Raw genomic sequence first — 21,770 nt, 5'->3', positions numbered from 1 at the left:
GTTATTTTGTATAAAGAACCGTTATTTTTTCAACCCGTGTTGCAGGAAAGGATTTGGGGGGGAGAATCTTTAAAAGAATTTAATTATGATTTACCTTCCCAAACGGTCGGTGAGTGTTGGGGGATTTCTGCTCATTTAAATGGTCCAAGTATTGTAATGGGTGGTAAATATAAAGGCTTAACATTAAAGCAACTGTGGGATGAACATAGAACATTATTTGGAGACCATCAAGCTGAACGATTTCCGTTACTAACTAAAATTTTAGATGCAAAGAAGGATTTGTCTGTACAAGTACATCCAAATGATGAATTTGCAAATATTCATGAAAATGGTGAGTTAGGAAAAACGGAATGCTGGTATATTATTGATTGTGAAGAAAATGCTGAAATTGTTTATGGTCATACTGCTAAAAATAATGATGAATTTAAATATATGGTTGAAAACAGTGACTGGGGTCGTTTATTATGCCGTAGATTAATTAAGCCAGGGGATTTTTTCTACGTACCAAGTGGAACTATCCATGCGTTATGTGAAGGAACATTAGTATTAGAGACACAACAAAGTTCAGATACGACATATCGTGTGTATGATTATGATCGTATTGATAGTGATGGGAATAAGCGAGAACTACATGTTGAAAAATCAGTTGCTGTATCAACAATTCCCCATGAGGATTATAAGGTTTATCCTGAAATTGAAAAAAAGAATGGTGCCATTATTACTAAGTATGTAAGGGAAAAGTACTTTTCAGTTTATAAATGGGAGATTCAAATAGAAGCATCTTTTCAGCAAAATCAACCATTTCAATTAGCCAGTGTAATTGAAGGTGAAGCGACATTAAGAACCGTAAGTGGTGAATTTAGTATAAAAAAAGGAGATCACTTTATTCTTCCTGCTGGAATTGAAAGTTTTGTTATAAAAGGAAATGTGACTTTAATTATCTCTCATCCATAGGATAGGTCAAATTAATTTTGGAATTTAACTTTAATATTTAGTATTATTGCTATAATATAATGAAGAGGTCTTAGTATTTTATTTGTAATTATAAGCAAAGAGGGTATAGAAATGAAAAAGAAAATTTTATTTTGGATTCTCGGTATAATAGGAGTGCTGATTATTGGTGGTGGAGCGTATGCTTACCATGTTTATTCTAATGTATCTAACACGTTAGATGCTGTGCATAAACCGTTAGATCGTGAAAAGTCAGATAAACGATCGGAAAAAGTAGATGTAGCAGATAAAAAACCAATCTCAATTTTGTTAATGGGAAGTGATCAACGAAAAGATGAGGTAGGACGATCAGATTCTCTAATGTTGTTTACTTTAAATCCAAAGACAAAGTCTATGAAAATTACAAGTATACCACGTGATTCTTATACAGAAATTGTTGGGAAAGGTAAAAAAGATAAGATTAACCATGCTTATGCATTTGGTGGTATTGATATGGCTGTGAAAACAGTTGAGAATTTTCTTAATGTACCAGTTGATCATTATATTGAAGTGAATATGGCTGGTTTTAAAGATATTGTGGATGCTGTTGGTGGAGTAGATATTAATAATGATATGGACTTTACAATTGATGGCGTTCATTATGCAAAAGGTGAATTACATTTAAAGGGAGATAAAGCATTACTATATTCTAGAATGAGATATCAAGATCCACGCGGTGACTTTGGTCGTCAGATGCGTCAACGTCAAGTTATTCAAGCTGTAATTAAAAAAGGTGCAAATGTATCTTCTCTAGCAAACTATGGTGACGTGTTAAAAGCAATTGAGAAAAACGTTAAAACAAGTTTAACGCAAGAGCAAATGTTTGATATTCAAAAGAACTATAAAGACTGTATGCAGAACAGTGAAGAAATCCAAATCCCAGGTGACGGCCATAAAGCCGCTGATGGTATTTGGTACTATTATGTTCCAGATGCAGCGAAACAAGATTTAACGAATAAGTTAAGAGCGCACCTTGAATTGACTAAGTAATTATGTAATAACCCAACTCCTTTGGAAGGAGTTGGGTTTATTTTTGCATAGATTTATATTAGTATTATATATTGTGAGATTAATAGATGAGGTGAATCGATGAATAAGAAAGCAGTACTTGTTCTTGTTGTTTTTGTATTGTTTGTTGCTTCGATTGTGAGCGGTAAATTGTACTGGAATAAGAAAGTTGCAAATGCAACGGGACAGAAGAGTGAAGTGACGAAAACAAAGGCTGAAGTGAAAGATAGCGGAGCGAAGAAAGAAGAGAAAAAACAAGATGCGAAGCCATCTTTTAATGAAGCATACGCGAAGAACTTACCAGATGAAGTGAAAGAGAAGTTGAAGAAAGCTTCTGAGGATAAAAAAGCTGTAAATCTTGTTATTGTTGGTGATGAAGCTTCTTCATCTGAAAAAGGTGCTTGGGCAGCCAAGTTAACGGCTAATTTAGAAACTGCTTACGGTAAAGGTTTATGGAATGTAAAGGTAAAGGAATATAAGGGCGAAAGCACAGAAGAATTAATTACGAATAAACGTGATAAAGAGATTGCGAAAGAGAATCCAGATGTGATTTTATTTGAACCGCCATTTATTACTGATAATGGTAAAACTGGTAATGGAAACTCTGTAGTAAATACACAGAAGTTCGTTCAAGCACTTTCTACTAGTGCAAAGGGTGCTACGATTATGATTCAACCATCAAATCCAGTGTATGGTGCGAAGAATTATCCGAAAGCGATTGAAGCATTAAAACAATTTGCTACGCAAAATAATTATACATATGTTGATCATTGGGGGGCATGGCCGGATGCAACAACAAAGGCTATCCTACCATATTTAAAAGAAGAATTTGGTTTCCCAACTGCTAAGGGTCATGAAATTTGGGCGCAATATGTAACAGATTATTTTGTGGCTAAGTAATGAAGAAGATATAAAAGGTATACGAGCGCTCGTATACCTTTTATATTAGTGGATTAATTAAGAAATGCTAGTATATATGTAGGAGGAAAACAATGAATTCAATCTTAATCTGCGGCGGAGCAGGCTATATCGGCTCTCACGCTGTAAAAAAATTAGTAGACGAAGGTTTATCGGTAGTAGTGGTAGATAACTTACAAACTGGTCATGAGGATGCAATTACGGAAGGTGCGAAGTTTTATAATGGCGACCTTCGTGATAAAGCATTTTTAAGAGATGTTTTTAAACAAGAAAATATTGAGGCGATTATGCATTTCGCAGCGGATTCTTTAGTTGGAGTCAGTATGGAGAAGCCTCTTCAATATTATAATAATAATGTGTATGGTGCACTTTGCTTATTAGAGGTAATGGATGAGTTTAAGGTAGATAAGTTTATTTTCTCTTCTACTGCGGCAACGTATGGTGAGGTAGATGTGGATCTTATTACTGAGGAAACGATGACAAATCCAACGAATACGTATGGAGAAACGAAGTTAGCAATCGAAAAGATGCTTCATTGGTATAGCCAAGCTTCTAATTTACGTTATAAGATTTTCAGATACTTTAATGTGGCTGGTGCAACTCCAAATGGTATTATTGGGGAAGATCATCGCCCAGAGACACATTTAATTCCTCTTGTATTACAAGTGGCGTTAGGTCAACGTGAGAAGATTATGATGTTTGGTGACGATTATAATACACCAGATGGTACTTGTATCCGTGATTATATTCATGTTGAAGATTTAGTGGCAGCCCACTTCTTAGGGCTTAAAGACCTACAGAACGGCGGAGAAAGTGATTTCTATAACTTAGGGAATGGTAATGGTTTCAGTGTAAAAGAAATCGTTGATGCAGTTCGTGAAGTTACAAATCATGAAATTCCTGCAGAGGTAGCACCGCGCCGTGCGGGAGATCCAGCACGTTTAGTTGCTTCTTCTCAGAAAGCGAAAGAGAAGTTAGGATGGGATCCTCAGTATGTAAATGTGAAGACAATCATTGAGCATGCTTGGAATTGGCATCAGAAGAAACCTAATGGGTATGAAAAGTAATAATTTTTTAAACCTCAAAAAGTAGTTTCAACTACTTTTTGAGGTTTTTTGTTTATGTAAAAATGAACAAATTTCAAACAATAAAATCCCGTAATTCACCAACACACCAATGTGTTATGATAAATGCACTATGTTAGTAACATATGGGGTACAAAGGATAGAAGAAACAGGTGAAGCAGATGAATAAAAGACAACAGGAAATTTTACAAGTTTTATTATCTGAGTCTAATGAGTATTTGTTAGTGAAGGAGCTTGCTGATAGGGTAGAATGTTCGGAGAAGACGATTCGTAATGATTTTAAGGTGATTGAGGGATATTTAGAGCAGTATTCAGATGCACTTCTTATTCGGAGACCGGGTTTAGGTGTCTGTTTAGAAATTAAGGATTATGATAAGTCCAGTTTGTTCAATAAATTGTATGCTGTAAAACAGGATGTAGGCTATTCCTCAGACGAGGAGAGAGTGTTGCAAATTGCGTATAGCTTGTTGATGAATGTTAAGCCGGTTACAGTGAAGGTGCTTGCTGAGCAGTATTTTGTTAATAGAGCTACGGTTAAGAAAGATTTAGATAGAATTGAAACGTGGCTTGAGGAACTAGGGTTAGATTTAGTTGTAAAGCAAAGAATAGGATTAACGGTAGGGAGCGATGAGAGAAGTAAGAGGAAGGCATTAGCTAAACTATCAGATTTAATTAATAATCGTGAATTAATGAATCAATTTATTAAAAATCAATTTTTGTATCATGAAATTGAGTTTGTAATGACTGAATTGAAAGCGTTACAACAAAGATATGGTACGTTTTTTACAGACGATACGTTAGAGAATCTTTTATTACATACATTAATCATGGTGCGGAGGATGAAGTTAAAACAACCAATTTCAATGTCTAAAGATGATTTGAACGTTGTGCAGGAGACGAAAGAGTATGGGTGGACATTAGATTTTTTAACAAGGTTAGAGTTTATATTTACGGTTCATTTTACTGAGGAAGAGGTAGCTTATTTAGCCATTCATATTTTAGGTGGAAAGTTTCGCTATCAAGATGGATGGGAAAGAAGTAAGTTAAATGTGAGTAGTCCTGTGCTTTCACAAATTGTATCGTATTTAATAGATCGTATGTCTAGGTTGAATGAAATTGATTTCGAGAAGGATACGTATTTATTAGAGGGATTGCAGATGCATTTGTATACGACATTAAATCGTTTGCAGTATAATCTTTCTGTCTCGAATCCGATGCTTCATGAAATTAAGCGAATGTATCCGTATATGTTTGATATGTTAATTCATGAGCTGGATGATATTAATAAATCATTAAGTCTACAAATCCCTGAGGAAGAAGCAGCCTACCTTACTTTACATTTTCAGGCGGCAATGGATCGTTTGAGTGATAAAAAGGTATCGAAAAATGTAATTATTGTTTGTCATATGGGAATAGGGATATCGCAATTATTACGGACAAAAATCGAAAGGAAATTCCGGTATGTCCATGTAATGGATTGTATCGCAAAGTCCGATTTAGAAGGATACTTAATGAAAAATAAAAAGATAGAGCTTATTATTTCTACGATAGATCTCCCGCGGTTAAATATCCCTCATTTTGTTGTATCTCCTTTATTAGAGCGGAGTGAAGAAAGTAAGTTAGAGGATTTTATGAAGAAATTAGATGAACTACCGTCTAACGGAAATAAGGACTTTGCGTTATTGAATTACACAACGCCTTTTTTAGTCTTTTTACAACAAGAATTAGAACATCGTTACGAATTAATTGAAAGATTGGCGAGATCTCTTTATGAAAAGGGATATGTAGAGAAAGAGTATATTGAAAGTGCAATTGCTAGAGATAGAATGTCAGCAACGACAATTGGTGCAGGAGTCTCTATCCCGCACGGAAGTCCTAAGTTAATTAAACAATCCGCAATTGCAGTGGCTACGCTTAGGGAGCCGTTGGATTGGGGAGTAGAGAAAGTATCGCTCGTATTTATGTTAGCAGTTAAGAGTGATGGTAAGGAAGTTACGAAGCAGTTATTTCATGAGTTGTCTTTTATAAGTGAACAACCTGTTTTTGTACAGAAACTTATAAAGGAAACCAATATAATGAAGTTTTTATCTTATTTAAGATATGAATAGGTAAGGCGAGAAGCCTTACTTTTTTGTTTGCTCCGGTAAAATAATGTTTTTTCCGGAGGTTACGGTAAAAAAGAAAACTTTTATGAATCGAATATTGATATATAGTATTTGTAGGCGCTTACATAAGGGTTGAGGAGGATTAAAATGAAAGTATTAGCGATTACATCGTGTCCAAATGGGATTGCCCATACGTATATGGCTGCAGAAAACTTGCAAAAAGCAGCGGATAAATTAGGGATTCAAATGAAAGTTGAAACACAAGGTGGTATAGGTGTTGAAAATGAACTTACTGAGCAAGAGATTCGTGAAGCTGATGGCATCATTATAGCTGCGGATCGAGTAGTAAATAAAGATAGATTCATAGGTAAAAAGTTATTAGTTGTAGGAGTTAAAGAGGGTATTCGTAAACCAGAGGAACTCATTCGAAAAGTAATAGATGGCAATGTTCCTGTGTATCATTCGGATGTGCAAAAAACAGGAAATGATTCGCAAGGAAAAAAACAAAACCCTATATACCGTCATTTAATGAATGGTGTATCATTCATGGTTCCTTTCATTGTTGTTGGGGGATTATTAATCGCAATTGCATTGACACTTGGCGGCGAAAAAACTCCTGGCGGTTTAGTAATACCAGAAGGATCTTTTTGGAAACCAATTGAGCAAATAGGTGGAGCTTCATTTGCATTCATGGTGCCAATTTTAGCTGGTTATATTGCGTATAGTATAGCTGATAAACCTGGACTAGTTCCTGGTATGATTGGCGGATATATCGCAGCAACGGGAAGTTTTTATGGTAGTGAGAGTGGGGCTGGCTTCCTAGGTGGAATTATCGCAGGTTTCTTAGCTGGTTATGTAGCTCTGGGAATTAAAAAGTTAAAAGTGCCAAAAGCAATTCAACCAATTATGCCAATTATTATTATTCCGGTATTTACATCACTTATTGTAGGTTTAGCGTTTGTGTTTATTATTGGTGCTCCTGTAGCGCAAGTATTTGAATCGTTAACAGCTTGGTTATCTGGTATGCAAGGTTCAAGTTCGATTCTTTTAGCCTTAATTTTAGGTGCAATGATTTCATTTGATATGGGTGGTCCAGTAAATAAGGTGGCATTCTTATTTGGTTCCGCAATGATTGGAGAAGGAAATTATGAAATTATGGGACCGATTGCAGCAGCAATTTGTATTCCGCCAATTGGGATGGGACTTGCTACATTTATAGGAAAGAGAAAGTTCCAAGAGTCGGAAAAGGAAATGGGGAAAGCCTCATTTACGATGGGCTTATTCGGTATTACAGAAGGAGCTATTCCTTTTGCAGCGCAGGATCCATTACGTGTTATTCCAAGTATTATGGCTGGTTCGATGACAGGTGCTGTTATTGCAATGATTGGTAACGTAGGGGATAGAGTAGCACATGGTGGACCAATTGTTGCGGTACTAGGAGCTGTAGATAACGTGTTTATGTTCTTTATTGCTATTATTGCAGGTTCTCTTGTTACAGCGGTTATTGTGAATGTATTAAAGAAAGATATTTCAAAAGCTGAAGAAACACAGGAATTAAAAGAAATGAAAGAAGTGTCAGCAACAAAGGAAGTAGCAGAAGTTCAAGAGCAAGTAATAGAAAAGAAAGCTGAAAAAGTTGAAATTCAGAAATTAACAGATATAACGAGTCTGGAGCTAATTGATATTAATTTAGCAGGAGAGACACGTGACGATATTATTGATGAAATGATTGAGAAATTAAATGTTGTAGGTGTTTTACATTCAGATTCGGAGTTTAAGCAAGCTATTATGAGTCGAGAAGCAGAGAGTAGTACAGGGATTGGAATGAACATTGCAATTCCTCATGGAAAGTCGGATGCAGTAAAAAAACCGAGTGTTGTATTCGGGATTAAACAATCGGGGGTAGATTGGAAAAGTTTAGACGGAACGGATGCAAAATTAGTATTTATGATTGCAGTTCCGAGAGAGAGTGAAGGAAATGAGCACTTGAAGATTCTTCAAATGCTTTCACGAAAGCTTATGGATGATAGTTATAGAGAGCGGTTAATATCTGTCCAAACGAAAGAGGAAGCATATAAATTATTAGACGACATCGTATAAAATGGAGGATTTTAATCATGACAGAACCATTATTTTTTGCACCCATTTTTAAAGAAAGAATTTGGGGTGGTACGAAATTAACTTCTTTCGGATATGAAATACCATCAGAACAAACGGGAGAATGTTGGGCGTTTGCTGCGCATCAAAATGGACAAAGCGTAGTTAAAATTGGAAAGTATAAAGGGCTGTCTTTAGGACAATTGTGGAATAATCATCGAGAGTTATTTGGGGATATTGAGGGAAATCGATTCCCTCTTCTTACAAAAATTTTAGATGCAAATCGTGACTTATCTGTTCAAGTGCATCCAAATGATGAGTATGCACGTATAAATGAAAATGGTGAGCTAGGAAAGACTGAATGCTGGTATATCATTGATTGTAAAGAAGGAGCTGAGATTATTTATGGGCATCACGCAAAGACAAAAGATGAACTAGTAAATATGGTTGAACAAGAAGAATGGGACAAGCTATTAAAACGTGTGAGAGTAAAGCCAGGTGATTTCTTCTTTGTTCCAAGTGGAACGGTTCATGCAATTGGTGAAGGTATTTTAATATTAGAAACACAACAAAACTCTGATACTACTTATCGATTATATGATTATAATAGAACAGATTCAGAGGGGAATTTACGTGAACTTCATCTTGATAAAAGTATGGAAGTAATAGAAACACCATTTATTTCAAGTCAACAAGTTGTTCAATATGAAGAAATAGAAGATTTATGTGTAACCAAGTTTATTGAGTGCTCTTATTTTTCTGTGAATAAATGGAATTTAGATGGAGTGGTTAATTTAACGCAAAAAAGTCCATTTCTTCTCTTAAGTGTAATAGATGGAGAAGGAGAGTTAATACATGGTAATGAAACGTATCGATTTGAAGAAGGGGATCATTTCATATTACCAAGTAACTTTGGGGAATATAAGATTGTAGGGCGTGCTGAAGTTATTGTTGCGAGTGTGTAAGAGAAAATATAAAAAGAGAGGGTATCGTCGACAAAATATGTTCGACAATACCCTCTCTTTTTTTGTACGATTTTTGCTATACTAAACTGTACTATAATACATGATGGAAGGAGGAGAATAATGAAAATACTTGTGGTTGATGATGAATCGAGTATTCGTAATTTGATTCGGATGCAGTTGGAGATGGAAGGTTATGAAGTATTGGCAGCGGCTGATGGGAGAGAAGCTTTAGAGAGATGGAATGAAGGGCCGGATGTATTGATTTTGGATGTTATGCTTCCGGATACGGATGGGTATGAGTTGCTTCGTTTGTTCCGTGAGAGGGATAGGGATATTCCGGTGCTTATGTTAACGGCAAAGAGTCAGATGAATGATAAGTTGCTTGGCTTGCAGCTTGGTGCTGATGATTATGTGACGAAGCCGTTTAATTATGCGGAGCTTATTCTTCGGGTTAAGAATATGGCGCGGCGTGTAAAGAAGACGGAGGCGGCTGTAAGTCATGAAGTAATTGAGGCTGGAGAGATAGTGATTTGTCCTAAGGAAAGAAAGGTACATGTGAGTGGACAGGAGATTCAGTTAACGTACCGAGAGTTTAATTTATGTCAGTTGTTTGTTTCAAATCCGCAGCGTGTGTTTATGAGGGATGAGTTGCTTGAGAAAGTATGGGGATTTGAGTATATCGGAAATACGAGAGCAGTTGATATTATGGTGCAGAGACTTCGAAAGAAGCTTGGGACGAGCGGAGAATATATTAAGACAATTTATGGCGTTGGCTATAAACTGGATTGTTAAGTGGTGATGGTATGTCTTTAAAGCGAAATATGGTGTTCGGAATAGTTGGGCTGTTAATTCCGATTTTTGTTCTTTTATATGCAGTTGTTTATATTACGTTAGAAAAGAATATGTATCATAACGCAGCAGATTCTTTAGAAAAGTTAAGTGTAGAAGCACAAATTTATACGATGAATTATTTAGAGAAGGAAGCAGAAGTGGATACGCTTGGTCCGAATTCACTTTTAATTGCGTCGTATTTAGCGAAGCGTATGGATGTCCGTGTGCAGATGATCGGGAAAAATGGCGATGTTGTTGCAGATACACAAAAAGGAGCGTTGCTTCACCGTAACATCGACATTGAGAGTTCTTTGAAGGGGAAGAAGTCTTATGTTTTTGAGGAGGCGGATCCAGCTCCTATTCTTTTGTTTTCAAGCCCGGTGTATTATGGAAACGATGTCATTGGAAGTATTCGTTTTATAAATGAGTTAACGGGTGAGAAGGAAGTTTTAACAAATGTGAGCTGGACATTCTTAATGGCGTCCCTTTGTTTAGTAGCTGCGGGTATTTTCTTTGCGATTCGTTTGGCGAAGTCTCTTCATAAACCAATTGATCAGTTGAGACAAATGGCACAGCGGCTTGCAAATGGTGATTATAAGAGTAAGATTGAGTTAAATGAGTACGTGGAAATCGCTCAGCTTTCCGCATCTTTTAACGCGATGGCTGATGGAATTGAACTGCATATTAAGCAATTGCAGGAGGAGAAAGAGAAGCAGAAAGATTTCCTAGACCGCATTACGCATGAGCTAAAAACACCGCTAACGGCAATTATCGGTTATGTTGATTTAATTCCGAAGTTACAATCGAAAGAAGATGTACAGGAAAGTCTTCGTTATGTATCTGTGGAAAGTGAGCGTTTATTATCACTTGTAGAGGAACTGCTTAAGTCTTCGAAATATGGGAAGAGTACGTTTGAAGTGTCTCCTACAGTTGTGAATATAAAGGAATTGGCAGAAGAAGCAGTTTCAATTGTGAAACCTCGCCTAAATCAATTTGAAATTGAAGTGATAAACGAGTTAACGGATGTACATGTTGTTGCGGATTTTGATAAGACGAAGCAAATTTTCTTAAATGTGCTTGATAATGCAATTAAGTATAGTGATGCTTCGCACATTCGTATGAATGTAATTGTGAATGAGTATGAGGCGAAGGTTTTTGTTCATGATGATGGGATCGGTATAGATGAAGTGGTGCTTGCAGAGTGGAATGAGTCTCCGAAAGGAAAGGCACTTCCTTCTAGCTACGGGAATGGTTATGGTTTGTATATTTGTCAGGAGATTATGAATAAGCAGGGCGGAAGCATGCGGATTGAGAGTAGTGAAGAAATAGGTACTACAATATTCATTACATTTTTGCTTCCGAGAAGGATGGAAGACATAAAAAACTTGAAAGCGGTTAAATGATACATTTATGAAACAATTATGCGGTATTTTCGAAACAACGTTTTTTTATCTTGGAGGTAGGCAGAAATGAAAAGGCTATCATTTCAAATTCTTATGTTTGTCATTTGTATGATTGTTTCTCTTGTTTTGTTTTATGTTATGGAGAAGCAAATATATAATCGAATCAACATTGTAAATGATAAACAAGCCGTTTTACAAAGGGTGAATGAATCTCTTCCAATTGAAGTGAAAGTAAGACATGAAAAGTGGGGAGAAATTGTTGTAACGGATGAAGTTCGTTTGCATACGATTGTTTCATTCTTTGACCGAATTCGAATAGAGCCTGAGGGCGTTAAGAGCCAAGAACAAGTATTTACTGGAGAAGTAACGTACTTGAATGGACATAAGCGTACTTTTGCAGTAGGTGACTTGTTCCAGTATGGGGAAAATGTATACGGAAAGAATGGCATGGATCCGATGATTTCAGCACTTCAAACGTATTTATTAAGCCTGTATTACACGCCAGAGCGTATTAGTGATTTCTTTGCTTCAGCAAAGGACGTCGTAGTACGTCAAGGCGATGTGGTACGTACTATCAATCTTACGCACATACTTGATTCTATTCGATACGCAAAGCAAATTACTGATTACGGAGAAATTCAGAAGTTATTACAATCGCAGAATGAACCGATTGCTTATATTACAGCTTATAAAACAGGTAAGCGTGTAAAGAATGATCGTGAAGATATTCTTACAATTTCTGTGTATCCATCTTACTTTGTTGTGCAATATCTCGGTGATAATAACGGAAATGTCATGTATATGAAAGGCTCTCTAGCAGAGTTATTCGTAAAGGAGAATGCGTCATGAGAAAGATAGCCTTTTTCTTCTTTTTGCTAGTAATTGGAGGAGCGATGTCTAGTTGCTCTCGAGATACAACCTCTATTAAATATAGTAAAAATGGTCTCCCTATTTTGGATGATCGTCATATTGTTGCGTATGTAGCGGCTCGTGAGGAAGTTGGTGAAGCGTTACTTTCATCATTTTGTAAGCCGCGCGGATGTACGTATGAATTTATTCGTCTTTCAACAGAAGAACTTCTTCGTAGAGTGGAAGAAGAAGCTGGAAATCCGAAGGCGGATATTATTATTGGCGGTACAGTAGATGCGCATCAAATGATGAAGCAAAAAAATCTTTCTATTCCTGTGATAAGCCAACATGCAAATCGTATTTCAAAAACTGTTAAAGATAAAGATGGTTATTGGTACGGTTATGAAGTGGAGAAGCTGGCAATTGCGATTAATAAAGAGCGGTGGAACGAGGAAATAGCGCCGCTTGGTCTCTCGTATCCGTTAAGATGGAAAGATTTATTGAATCCAGTATATAAGGGAAAGATTGTCATGCCCGATCCAAATGTTTCAGGTACAGCATATACGTTTTTCCAATCACTTATTGATACATTAGGTGAAGAGGAAGCGAAGGAATATGTGAAGAATCTGGCAGAACAAGTGGGAGAAGTAACAGTGAATGGTTACATCCCAGCAGAACTTGTTGCGAGTGGTGAATATATGATAGGCATCAACTTTATGGGAGATCAGAGAATGCTTCAAAAACAAGGCTTTCCGATTTTAAGTAACGAACCTGAGCAAACAGGGTTATCCGTTAATGCGATTTCTAAACTAAAACGTGCACCGAGTGGTATTATTGCGGATTTATTTATTGATTATTGTTTATCAGAAGAAGCGGGTCACATTTTAGAAAAAGTGTCGTTTGGCGTACCAACGATGTTTGCGAAGAATGAGAAAGAAATAGAAGGACAGCCGGTTAGAATGACGAATCAAAATATATCAAATAGCGGAATAATCGAGATATGGAATAGACAGCGTCTCTCTCTGAAGTGAGAAAAGGAGACGAAAATATATGTTTAAATGGCTCAAGCCAGCACCTGCAATTGAAAGATTGCCAGCGGATATGATTGACCGTGTATATCGATTACTACGTATTCGTGTGTTAATCGGGATTTCAGTTGGATATGCTGCTTATTATTTAGTTCGTAGTAACTTTACGTTATCAAGTACGTATTTAGTACAAGAATATGGTTTTAGTACAGCTGAAATTGGTCTACTAGGTTCAGTAATGGCAATTGTTTATGGATTTAGTAAGTTCTTTATGGGTAATTTATCAGATAAAGCTTTCGCCCAGCGCTTTATCGCAGTCGGTTTATTCTTATCAGGGCTTGTAAATATTTGTTTCGGCTTTGCATCATCATTTGGGATGATTGTTACATTACTTGTTGTTAACGGTATTGTACAAGGTATGGGAGCACCACCTTGTAGTATTGTTATGACGAAATGGTTCTCGAAGAAAGAACGCGGTACGAAAACAGGTCTTTGGAATATTTCACATAACGTTGGTGGAATGCTTGTGCCACCACTTGTCGGAATTGGTGTAGGTATTTTTGGTGAAAACCATTGGCAAGGCGGCGTGTTTATTTTCCCTGCAATTATCGCAATGGTAATTTCAGTTCTTGTTTGGATTAATGCGAAGGATACACCAGAATCTGAAGGTCTTCCTCCAATTGATGAGTATCGTAATGACTATGAAAATCTTGAAAAAGCAGATAATGCTAACAAGATGTCACCAAAAGAAATTTTAATGAAGTATGTTGTGAAAAATAAATTTGTATGGTTCTTATGTATTGCGAATGCTTTTGTTTATTTAATTCGTTTCGGTGTTATTAACTGGGTTCCACTTTATTTAACGACAGTTAAAGGATTTTCAAAAGCAGAAGCTCATGCGGCATATGCAATCTTTGAAGGTATGGCAATTCCAAGTTCATTAATCGTTGGTTTTTTAAGTGATAAATTATTTAAAGGAAAACGTATGCCATTATGTATTATTAGTATGGTTGGAGTTGTTATTGGTACGTTTATATATTGGCAAGCAACTAGCGTACTTGTTGTAAGTATTGCAGTTTCTATTATCGGTTGTTTAATTTATGTACCACAGTTCTTAATCGGTTTAAGTGCGATGGAATTAGTACCGAAATTTGCAGTAGGTACGACAGTTGGTATGTGTGGTCTGTTCGGTTATGTAGGTGGAAGTCTTGTAGCAAACGCAGCAATTGGTGTTATTGTTGATCGTTCTGGCTGGGATGGTTGTTTCATCTTACTATTAACAGGTGCGGTTTTATCAACAATCTTCTTATTTATTGTTCAACGTGGACATGAGAGAAAAGATCCTAAAGTAGCGTAATATTTTGTTTGAAAAAGCTATCCAATTATTATTTTGGATGGCTTTTTCTATATAATATAATCTTTCCTTAAATCTATCTTAAAAGATATAATGTCATATTTCTAATCATTGGAATTTTTGTTACAATATAAATGGATGTGTAAAACTTTGTAAAAAGATTGTAATAATATACAATTTATTTTCAGAAAGTTTTATACAATTATGGTATTTATTAAACTACTAATTTATAAAGGGAGAGAGAATATGTTACCAAATACGGTTCGTACTCCAAACAAGAAGAAGAAATGGATCATTATTGGGGTTATTGCACTAATTGTTATTGTAGCGGCAATTAATATTTTTGTTATGCAAGGTAAGAAGAAGGGTGCATCAACAACGTCTGATGCTGTAAGTTTTGAGAAAGTGACAGAGCGTAAGCTGAATAATACAAAGTTAATTTCTGGTCAGGTGAAGCCTGGTAATATTGAAAGCTTCTATGCAGATCCGACCAAAGGAAAAGTGAAAGATATTGAAGTAAAAGAAGGGCAAGAGGTAGAAAAAGGTACGAAGTTATTCTCTTATGACAATGAAGAGATTAACCTTCAAATGAAGCAAGCTGAGCTTGATCAGAAGATGGCGGATATGCGTTATGATCAAGGGAAAAAGAAGATTGATTCGTTAAAGAAAGAAATTAAGAAGGCGAAAGATAGCGGAGCTGGGAAAGAAGTAACAGATCCGATGGACGAGCAAGTAAACGAGTTAGAGATAGCTCAAAAGACAACTGATCTTGAGAAAGAAAAAGGAAAGTTGCAGAAAGAAGAGTTAAGTAAGAAGCAGAAAGAGCTTACGATCTATAGTAATTTCGCTGGTGTTGTTCAAAAGTTAGATAAAGATGCGGCACAAAGTTCATCTCAAGCGTTAGGTGGTCAAGGAAAATCGTTTTTACAAGTAGCTTCTAAAGACCCATTCCAAGTTCAAGGTACGTTAACTGAGCTTCAGAAGTCACAAATTCAAAAGGATCAAACATTCACTGTAACGGCGAAAGCAAATAATAAGAAGAAGTGGACAGGTAAGATTACAGAGGTAAGTGAGTTCCCTACGAGTGCAGAGATGGCGCAAGCTGGCGGCATGGGTGAAGCAACTCAAAATATGTCCCAATATACATATAAAGCTAGCCTTGATAGTCAAGATGGTTTATCTCCAGGTTATCACGTTTCTCTGCAAGTAAACTTAGAGAATAAGACGATGATTGCTGTTCCAAGTAAGAGCATTGTAGAAAAAGGCGATGATGCATTTGTTTATGTTGAGGATAAAGGGAAGCTTCGTAAACAAAATGTGAAAAAAGGTTCTACTGATGGAGACTGGACAGAGGTTGTAGAAGGCGTAACAGTGGGGCAAAAGGTGGTTAAAAATCCTTCCGACGATGTGTATGACGGAATGGAAGTGAAAGAGAAATGATTACGTTAAATAATATTGCTAAAACGTATTATCAAGGAAAATTGGCGGTGCCGATTTTGCATGGTATTAGTTTAACGATTCAGAGTGGTGAGTTCGTTTCGATTATGGGACCGTCTGGTTCTGGTAAGTCGACGCTTATGAATATTATTGGTTGCTTAGATCGTCCAACAGAAGGCGAATATATGCTGAATGACGTGAATATCTTAACAGCAGACGAATCAAAGCTTGCTTTAATTCGTAATGAATATATTGGCTTTGTATTCCAGCATTTTAATTTACTGCCTCGTCTTTCCGCAGTGGAAAATGTTGAGCTTCCGCTCGTATACGGTGGCGTGAAGAAAGCGGAGCGTCGCAAGCGTGCTTTGGAGGCGTTAGGTAAAGTTGGATTGGCAGACCGCGTGCATCATTTACCAAATGAGTTATCCGGTGGACAGAAGCAGCGTGTAGCGATTGCAAGAGCGATTGCGAATAACCCAACGTTCATTATGGCCGATGAACCGACTGGTGCACTTGATACGAAGTCTGGTGAGCAAGTTATGGATATTTTCACGAAGCTTAATGCAGAAGGTACGACGATTGTTATGGTTACGCATGAAGAGGAAGTAGCAGCGTATTCTTCCCGCCGCATTGTACTGCGAGACGGGAAAGTTACAGAAGATAGAAGGTGTGCGGTATGAGTTTACTAGATAGTATAAAAATTGCCCTATCTTCTATTTTAGCTCATAAATTACGTTCAGCTCTTACGATGCTCGGTATTATTATCGGGGTAGGTTCGATTATTACAGTCGTTGCAATTGGGCAAGGCGGGGAAGCGATGCTGAAGTCGAAATTCGCAGGTTCTGGTGGTAATAACCTTATGCCAATTCAATTTAAACCAGATATTAATGATGAGTTTGCTATAGGTGGTTTTGAAATGCCGAAGCTAACGGAAGAGGATATTTTGGAAGTAAAACAAGTGAAAGATGTTTCACATGTTATTACGACAAACCAGAATTCAGAGGTGCTTGATGTAAATGATAAAAAAGCAAATTTGAATGTTATTGGTCTTGATAATGAATATTTTGCGGTTAATAAAGTAAAGGTCGTAAAGGGACGTACTTTAAATGAATCAGATATTTCTCATGCAAATAACGTTGTGATGATTAGTACAAAAACAGAAGAGACGTTATTTAAGGGCGTAAATCCAGTAGGACAAATTATTGAGATGAAAGGACAACCGATGCAAATTGTCGGTGTGTATACATCTGATAATGAATTTATGGGATTTGAAATGGAAGAAGCGTTAATCCCTCTTACGTTATGGCCTGTTTTATACGGAACAGATGAAATTCAAAGTATCGCAATTCAAGCTAAAAATGTAGACGATTTAGAAGCAGCAGGGAAACAAGCTGTTGATGTATTAAATAGTCGTAAGCCAAGTGAAATTCCGGGTAAATATGAACTGGTTAATTTAAAAGAATTCCAAGAAAATGTTTCTAAAGTTACTAACATTATGACAATGATCATCGGTGGTATCGCTGGTATTTCATTAGTCGTTGGTGGAATTGGTGTTATGAACATCATGCTTGTATCTGTAACGGAGCGTACGCGTGAAATTGGTGTACGTAAAGCACTTGGAGCAACGCGTAGTAAAATTTTATTACAATTTTTAATTGAAGCAGTTATGTTAACACTTCTAGGTGGTTTGATCGGAATTGGTCTTGGGTATGGCGGAGCATATATCGTTTCTACATTCGCAAAATGGCCACCACTCGTTTCATGGGAAGTTGTCGTTGGAGGCGTACTGTTCTCGATGACACTCGGTATCATTTTCGGATTAATTCCAGCAAACAAAGCTGCGAAATTAGATCCAATTGAAGCATTGCGTTATGAGTAATTAATAGGGTAGTAGAACTACACATTACCGTTCTAGTGGGCGGTTCGTAGCCTCTTGCATGAGGAAGTGAACCGCCCGTTAGAACGGGTTATATAAATAGAAGGAGGCGTTATAATGGAAGCTAATATTAATACGCAAGATGTAGGTGCGAAGAAGCCATCATTATTAGGAATGATTACTTCTCCAGGTGAGCAATTTGAGAGAATGAAGACGAAAAGTCCGGTTTGGGGAGTATTTTTCTTATTTGTTATATTAGGAACGATTATAGCAACAGCAGTGTCTTACTTAACATTAATTAGTACTCCAGAATTGGCAAAAGAATTAAATGGTGAAGCAGGGGCAATGGTAAAAGGATTTACCCTTGGTGGAGGCGCACTTGTTGGTCTATTAGGAACACCTATAGGTCTCTTTATTGCGGCAGGTTTTTATAAAATTATTATGATGTTTATGAGCAATGATACACCGTACATGAAAATACTATCGATTTACTTATATGCTAATCTGGTTTATTATATCGGCGGATTGTTAAATGCAGGATTAGGCTTTATTTTTGATGGAAATGGCACTGATGTTTATACAAGTTTAGCTCCTTTATTTGAACAAGGGACAGTAGCACATGGAATTGCCTCTTCAATTGAAATTTTTAATATTTGGAGCCTCATTCTAACAGGACTAGGCTTACACATTGTAGCTGGTTTAAGTAAGAAACAAGCTACGATTTTAATTGTAATCTTCTTTATCCTAACAATTGCATTCGGCGTTGTAAGAGGTTTAGTAAGCGGCTTTGGTGCATAACATATTATTTTAAAAAGGTGACTCTTCAAGAGAGTCACCTTTTTTATTTTTACCCCTATTTCAAATATCACCAACAAAATTTCAAATACTACATAGTGTAATTTCAAATTCCGTCGGTAGTATTTGAAATTACTCACAGTGAAATCTATTCTTTATTTTTATATTGTGAAGGTACCGCGGAATACTAGAAAGGTATACCTTTTAGAAACGGGTACTGTGTGAAGCCAGCGACTTTTACAGAGGCAGTTGTTTTGTATGAAGGAATGATTGTAAATCAAATAAAGAAATTAGGTATTCGCCAAGATTATGAAGAGTATTATCAATGTGGTTTAATTGGTCTTTGGCATGCGTATGAAAGATTTGATGCAAAGAAGGGGTATTTCCCTGCATATGCACTTGTAACAGTGCGTGGTTATATATTAGAAAGATTGAAGAAAGAATCTACTGTACAAGAAAGATGTGTATGTGTAGGAGAGTATGAGGACATCTTTCATTTTGAAGATGTTGAAATGAGAGTGAAGGATTTTATGAGTGTGTTAGACGAGAAGGAGAAGTATATTATTTTTGAACGTTTTTTTGTAGGGAAGACGATGGGAGAAATCGCTTTAGAGGCGGAAATGACATATTATCAAGTAAGATGGATGTATCGGCAAGCACTCGAGAAAATGCGAGATAGTGTAAGAGGATAAAAATAGCAAATAGAATGGAAGGTAAGGAAATACTACCTTCCATTCTATTTGTTATTAAGGTGATGAATCTTGCATGTTCATTTGGGATAATACATATCCAGCTTTCCATAATTGCTGACTTAGCTTATGGGAACTAATTTGTATCGTTACGGTAGCTCCGTTTGAAAAATGAATTTTAGCTCGTTTAGCTTTTTGGAAAAACTCTATTGTATGAACATGTTTAAAGAAAAGCCAAATACAATTTGGAGAAGCAGGAGATTCTGTTGGGAAAGCACAAATATATTCTCTATGATTGATCGGAATTGGAACGTTTTGTTTAAATTTAAATTTTGTTTTTACGGCATTACGTCTCCCTTGATAGGTAGAATGAATATTTGTTAGACAAGATTTCTGTATAAGTTGGAGAGCAGTTTGACAGGAGTAAAGATGGTTTCCGCTACTGTCGATAATTTTTGTACGGTAATAAGGGTGTTTACATGGTTCAAGCATCATTGTAGAACTAGAAATAAAAATGTTGTTTTCATTATCCATAATTCTATATCCTCCCTTATAATTTTCATTCTGAATATAATTATATATAAATTAAGTAAATTGATTGTTAATATTCTATTTCATATTGTAAATTTTGGCTATTCGTTTACAATCAATAGGTGATAGTCTTTCTAATTTGCATCGCTTGTACATATATATGAAAATAGAAAAGAGTAGGCGGTGATATAGTATGAAGAAAAAGTATATTATTATGGCTTTAGTTGTCATTCTCCTAGTATATTTAGCAAACAGCAATCCGAGTAAAGGAGAATATACAGAATGGGCAGCGAAGCAGTTTATGAAGCGAAATGATGTGAGTAAGAAGCTAGATGAAGTTCAAAAAGAGAATGAAGAGGGTCTCCTTGGCGACTTGGCATCGGCCGGTAAAAAGTTAGCGAAAAAGTATGTTGAGCCACAAGTTGGGTTATTAATTGATCATTATACGAAGCGAAATGATTATATATTCTTCTCAACATATACGACTGAGTTTGATATAGGTGAAGAACATTATAAGTATGTATGCGTCGGTTTTTCAAAGATTTTTATCCCGATTGAAATGCCGAAGAAAAAAGACGAATCTGCAAAATGATGCAGATTCGTCTTTTTTATTTTATAGAGTAATTGGAACTTCAGATACATTTTTTTCTACAAGGCGAGCTCCTTTTTTTCTTGTATTTTCATCAATGGATGAAAATACAGATGAGGCAAGGATTGTATCCATTACTTGATTTACGACTTGTGCATCGATTGGTGTGATAGGCGTATCGATAGAAAAAACGACTGTTTTTCCATCTTCTTTCGCGAAAATCAATTCTAGTACTTGCATGTGTTATTCCCTCCTTTGTATTTATCCCGCTATTTACGGGGGTTGGGTCTGCCGGTTAAATTGCGGGCTAATAATCAGTGGGGATGAATAAAATCCCCACTGATCCGAGTTTTACTTTATAGTTTAGAAAGATCTGATGTGCTTACAAGTTGTACAGCGTGAAGTGGTGATGCTTGTAAGGAAGCGAGAGCATGAGCTACGTTGTGTACTTGATCTAAGCTCGCATTTGTTTTAACACGTTTAAATTGTTTGCTCTTGAAAACTGTTTTGCCGTTCTTATCTAATCCGTTGTTTAAGACAAGACGTAAAGTTAAATCCATTACGATTGTTTCAATTGCCATGTGTATCACCTCCTTTCACTTTATAAATAGGGTACAAATGTCATGTTTTGGCGTGAAATTTTTTCTTTTTTTTGGTACCCTTAAAAGATTAAGAGAGGAGAATTCTGGATAATGAATCGTAAATGGTTATTTTGGATTCCTGTATTACTATGGATGGGGCTGATTTTCTATTCTTCGGCACAACCATATAAAAAGCAGGATATGCGTTCAGATATTGAACAATATGTGAATGTTGAATTTGTGAAAGAGCATTTTTCATGGGTATCTATCGATTATGGTGGAGGAACCCCTGTTAGTATTGCGAATAAAGGTGTAGGCGGATTTATTGAGTTTTTCCTTCGTAAAGGTGCTCATTTTATGGTGTTCTTTATGCTAGGTTCATTGATTTATTACGCTTTTCATCGATCAGGTCATTCGAGGAAAAGATGTTTTATATATGCCATTCTTTTCGTTGCGGGTTATGCAACATTTGATGAAATTCACCAATGGTATACGGGAGACCGTACACCAATGTGGCAAGATTCATTGCTTGATACGTGTGGCGGATTAACGGGAATTATAATAAGTAATTGGTTTTGGAATAGAAAAAAGCGCTAATCTCATTTTGAGATTAGCGCTTTTTTGCGGGTAGTAAAACTC

At 36.4% G+C, this 21,770-nt stretch carries 22 protein-coding genes; 19 read left to right on the top strand and 3 right to left on the bottom strand.

Features of this window, described 5'->3' with window-relative positions:
* Nucleotides 1-6 precede the first annotated feature (6 nt).
* From manA (BUA87_RS14325) to BUA87_RS14245, 17 genes are all read left to right on the top strand, one after another.
* The gene (gene manA / locus BUA87_RS14325; protein ID WP_000276318.1) at nucleotides 7-954 is read left to right on the top strand and encodes a mannose-6-phosphate isomerase, class I; all 948 of its coding nucleotides are present in this window, start codon (nucleotides 7-9) and stop codon (nucleotides 952-954) included.
* Between the two features lie 111 nt (nucleotides 955-1,065).
* Complete coding sequence (locus tag BUA87_RS14320; RefSeq protein ID WP_000727049.1) at nucleotides 1,066-1,980, top strand: polyisoprenyl-teichoic acid--peptidoglycan teichoic acid transferase TagU; 915 nt, start codon at nucleotides 1,066-1,068, stop codon at nucleotides 1,978-1,980.
* Between the two features lie 99 nt (nucleotides 1,981-2,079).
* Complete coding sequence (locus tag BUA87_RS14315) at nucleotides 2,080-2,898, top strand: SGNH/GDSL hydrolase family protein (RefSeq protein ID WP_001034211.1); 819 nt, start codon at nucleotides 2,080-2,082, stop codon at nucleotides 2,896-2,898.
* 92 nt (nucleotides 2,899-2,990) lie between these two features.
* Nucleotides 2,991-3,983 (top strand): UDP-glucose 4-epimerase GalE, encoded by a 993-nt coding sequence (gene galE / locus BUA87_RS14310; protein ID WP_072940054.1) that lies wholly within the window; start codon nucleotides 2,991-2,993, stop codon nucleotides 3,981-3,983.
* Nucleotides 3,984-4,162: 179 nt separating this feature from the next.
* Entirely contained in the window at nucleotides 4,163-6,109 is a 1,947-nt protein-coding gene (locus tag BUA87_RS14305) for a BglG family transcription antiterminator (RefSeq protein ID WP_072940051.1), read from the top strand.
* Between the two features lie 144 nt (nucleotides 6,110-6,253).
* A complete protein-coding gene (locus BUA87_RS14300) occupies nucleotides 6,254-8,206 on the top strand; it encodes a PTS fructose transporter subunit IIABC (RefSeq protein WP_072940047.1) in 1,953 nt (650 codons plus the stop codon).
* 17 nt (nucleotides 8,207-8,223) lie between these two features.
* A complete protein-coding gene (gene manA / locus BUA87_RS14295; RefSeq protein WP_072940044.1) occupies nucleotides 8,224-9,168 on the top strand; it encodes a mannose-6-phosphate isomerase, class I in 945 nt (314 codons plus the stop codon).
* Nucleotides 9,169-9,288: 120 nt separating this feature from the next.
* Nucleotides 9,289-9,960, top strand: coding sequence for a response regulator transcription factor (locus BUA87_RS14290; protein WP_000699553.1), 672 nt, complete (start codon nucleotides 9,289-9,291; stop codon nucleotides 9,958-9,960).
* Between the two features lie 11 nt (nucleotides 9,961-9,971).
* Nucleotides 9,972-11,402 (top strand): HAMP domain-containing sensor histidine kinase, encoded by a 1,431-nt coding sequence (locus tag BUA87_RS14285; protein WP_046393092.1) that lies wholly within the window; start codon nucleotides 9,972-9,974, stop codon nucleotides 11,400-11,402.
* A 66-nt stretch (nucleotides 11,403-11,468) separates the two neighbouring features.
* The gene (locus tag BUA87_RS14280; protein ID WP_000826618.1) at nucleotides 11,469-12,251 is read left to right on the top strand and encodes a DUF3919 family protein; all 783 of its coding nucleotides are present in this window, start codon (nucleotides 11,469-11,471) and stop codon (nucleotides 12,249-12,251) included.
* Nucleotides 12,248-13,282: an ABC transporter substrate-binding protein gene (locus BUA87_RS14275; RefSeq protein WP_072940041.1), complete on the top strand. Its 1,035-nt coding sequence runs from the start codon at nucleotides 12,248-12,250 to the stop codon at nucleotides 13,280-13,282. The genes BUA87_RS14280 and BUA87_RS14275 overlap by 4 nt, the downstream gene beginning before the upstream one ends.
* Before the next feature lie 19 nt (nucleotides 13,283-13,301).
* Entirely contained in the window at nucleotides 13,302-14,636 is a 1,335-nt protein-coding gene (locus BUA87_RS14270) for an MFS transporter (RefSeq protein WP_000477603.1), read from the top strand.
* A gap of 243 nt (nucleotides 14,637-14,879) precedes the next feature.
* Nucleotides 14,880-16,073, top strand: a complete 1,194-nt coding sequence (locus BUA87_RS14265) for an efflux RND transporter periplasmic adaptor subunit (RefSeq protein ID WP_000937333.1) — start codon at nucleotides 14,880-14,882, stop codon at nucleotides 16,071-16,073.
* Nucleotides 16,070-16,750: an ABC transporter ATP-binding protein gene (locus BUA87_RS14260; protein WP_000631624.1), complete on the top strand. Its 681-nt coding sequence runs from the start codon at nucleotides 16,070-16,072 to the stop codon at nucleotides 16,748-16,750. The genes BUA87_RS14265 and BUA87_RS14260 overlap by 4 nt, the downstream gene beginning before the upstream one ends.
* Nucleotides 16,747-17,949 carry an ABC transporter permease gene (locus tag BUA87_RS14255; protein ID WP_000054363.1) on the top strand — a complete coding sequence of 401 codons (1,203 nt, stop codon included), beginning with the start codon at nucleotides 16,747-16,749 and terminating at the stop codon, nucleotides 17,947-17,949. Before BUA87_RS14260 ends, BUA87_RS14255 begins: the two co-directional genes overlap by 4 nt.
* Before the next feature lie 114 nt (nucleotides 17,950-18,063).
* Complete coding sequence (locus BUA87_RS14250; RefSeq protein WP_000387927.1) at nucleotides 18,064-18,744, top strand: YknW family membrane protein; 681 nt, start codon at nucleotides 18,064-18,066, stop codon at nucleotides 18,742-18,744.
* A gap of 218 nt (nucleotides 18,745-18,962) precedes the next feature.
* A complete protein-coding gene (locus BUA87_RS14245; RefSeq protein WP_072940038.1) occupies nucleotides 18,963-19,433 on the top strand; it encodes a sigma-70 family RNA polymerase sigma factor in 471 nt (156 codons plus the stop codon).
* Nucleotides 19,434-19,487: 54 nt separating this feature from the next.
* Here the strand turns inward: BUA87_RS14245 and BUA87_RS14240 are convergent, their stop codons facing one another.
* Nucleotides 19,488-19,964: a competence protein ComK gene (locus BUA87_RS14240; RefSeq protein ID WP_000368314.1), complete on the bottom strand. Its 477-nt coding sequence runs from the start codon at nucleotides 19,962-19,964 to the stop codon at nucleotides 19,488-19,490.
* 190 nt (nucleotides 19,965-20,154) lie between these two features.
* Between BUA87_RS14240 and BUA87_RS14235 the strand changes: the two genes are divergently transcribed.
* On the top strand, nucleotides 20,155-20,553 hold the full coding sequence (locus BUA87_RS14235) for a DUF4359 domain-containing protein (protein WP_000731400.1): 399 nt from the start codon (nucleotides 20,155-20,157) through the stop codon (nucleotides 20,551-20,553).
* Between the two features lie 21 nt (nucleotides 20,554-20,574).
* Here the strand turns inward: BUA87_RS14235 and BUA87_RS14230 are convergent, their stop codons facing one another.
* Both BUA87_RS14230 and BUA87_RS14225 read right to left on the bottom strand, forming a co-directional pair.
* Nucleotides 20,575-20,790 (bottom strand): DUF2922 domain-containing protein, encoded by a 216-nt coding sequence (locus tag BUA87_RS14230; protein WP_001197593.1) that lies wholly within the window; start codon nucleotides 20,788-20,790, stop codon nucleotides 20,575-20,577.
* Between the two features lie 116 nt (nucleotides 20,791-20,906).
* On the bottom strand, nucleotides 20,907-21,131 hold the full coding sequence (locus BUA87_RS14225; RefSeq protein WP_000963861.1) for a DUF1659 domain-containing protein: 225 nt from the start codon (nucleotides 21,129-21,131) through the stop codon (nucleotides 20,907-20,909).
* A gap of 111 nt (nucleotides 21,132-21,242) precedes the next feature.
* Between BUA87_RS14225 and BUA87_RS14220 the strand changes: the two genes are divergently transcribed.
* On the top strand, nucleotides 21,243-21,728 hold the full coding sequence (locus BUA87_RS14220) for a VanZ family protein (protein WP_001080704.1): 486 nt from the start codon (nucleotides 21,243-21,245) through the stop codon (nucleotides 21,726-21,728).
* Nucleotides 21,729-21,770 lie beyond the last annotated feature (42 nt).

Source organism: Bacillus sp. bc15, from assembly GCF_900142585.1.
GTDB classification, from domain to species: domain Bacteria; phylum Bacillota; class Bacilli; order Bacillales; family Bacillaceae_G; genus Bacillus_A; species Bacillus_A cereus.
The sequence above is the reverse complement of the archived record's forward strand: the minus strand, read 5'-3'. Positions and strand labels throughout refer to the sequence as shown.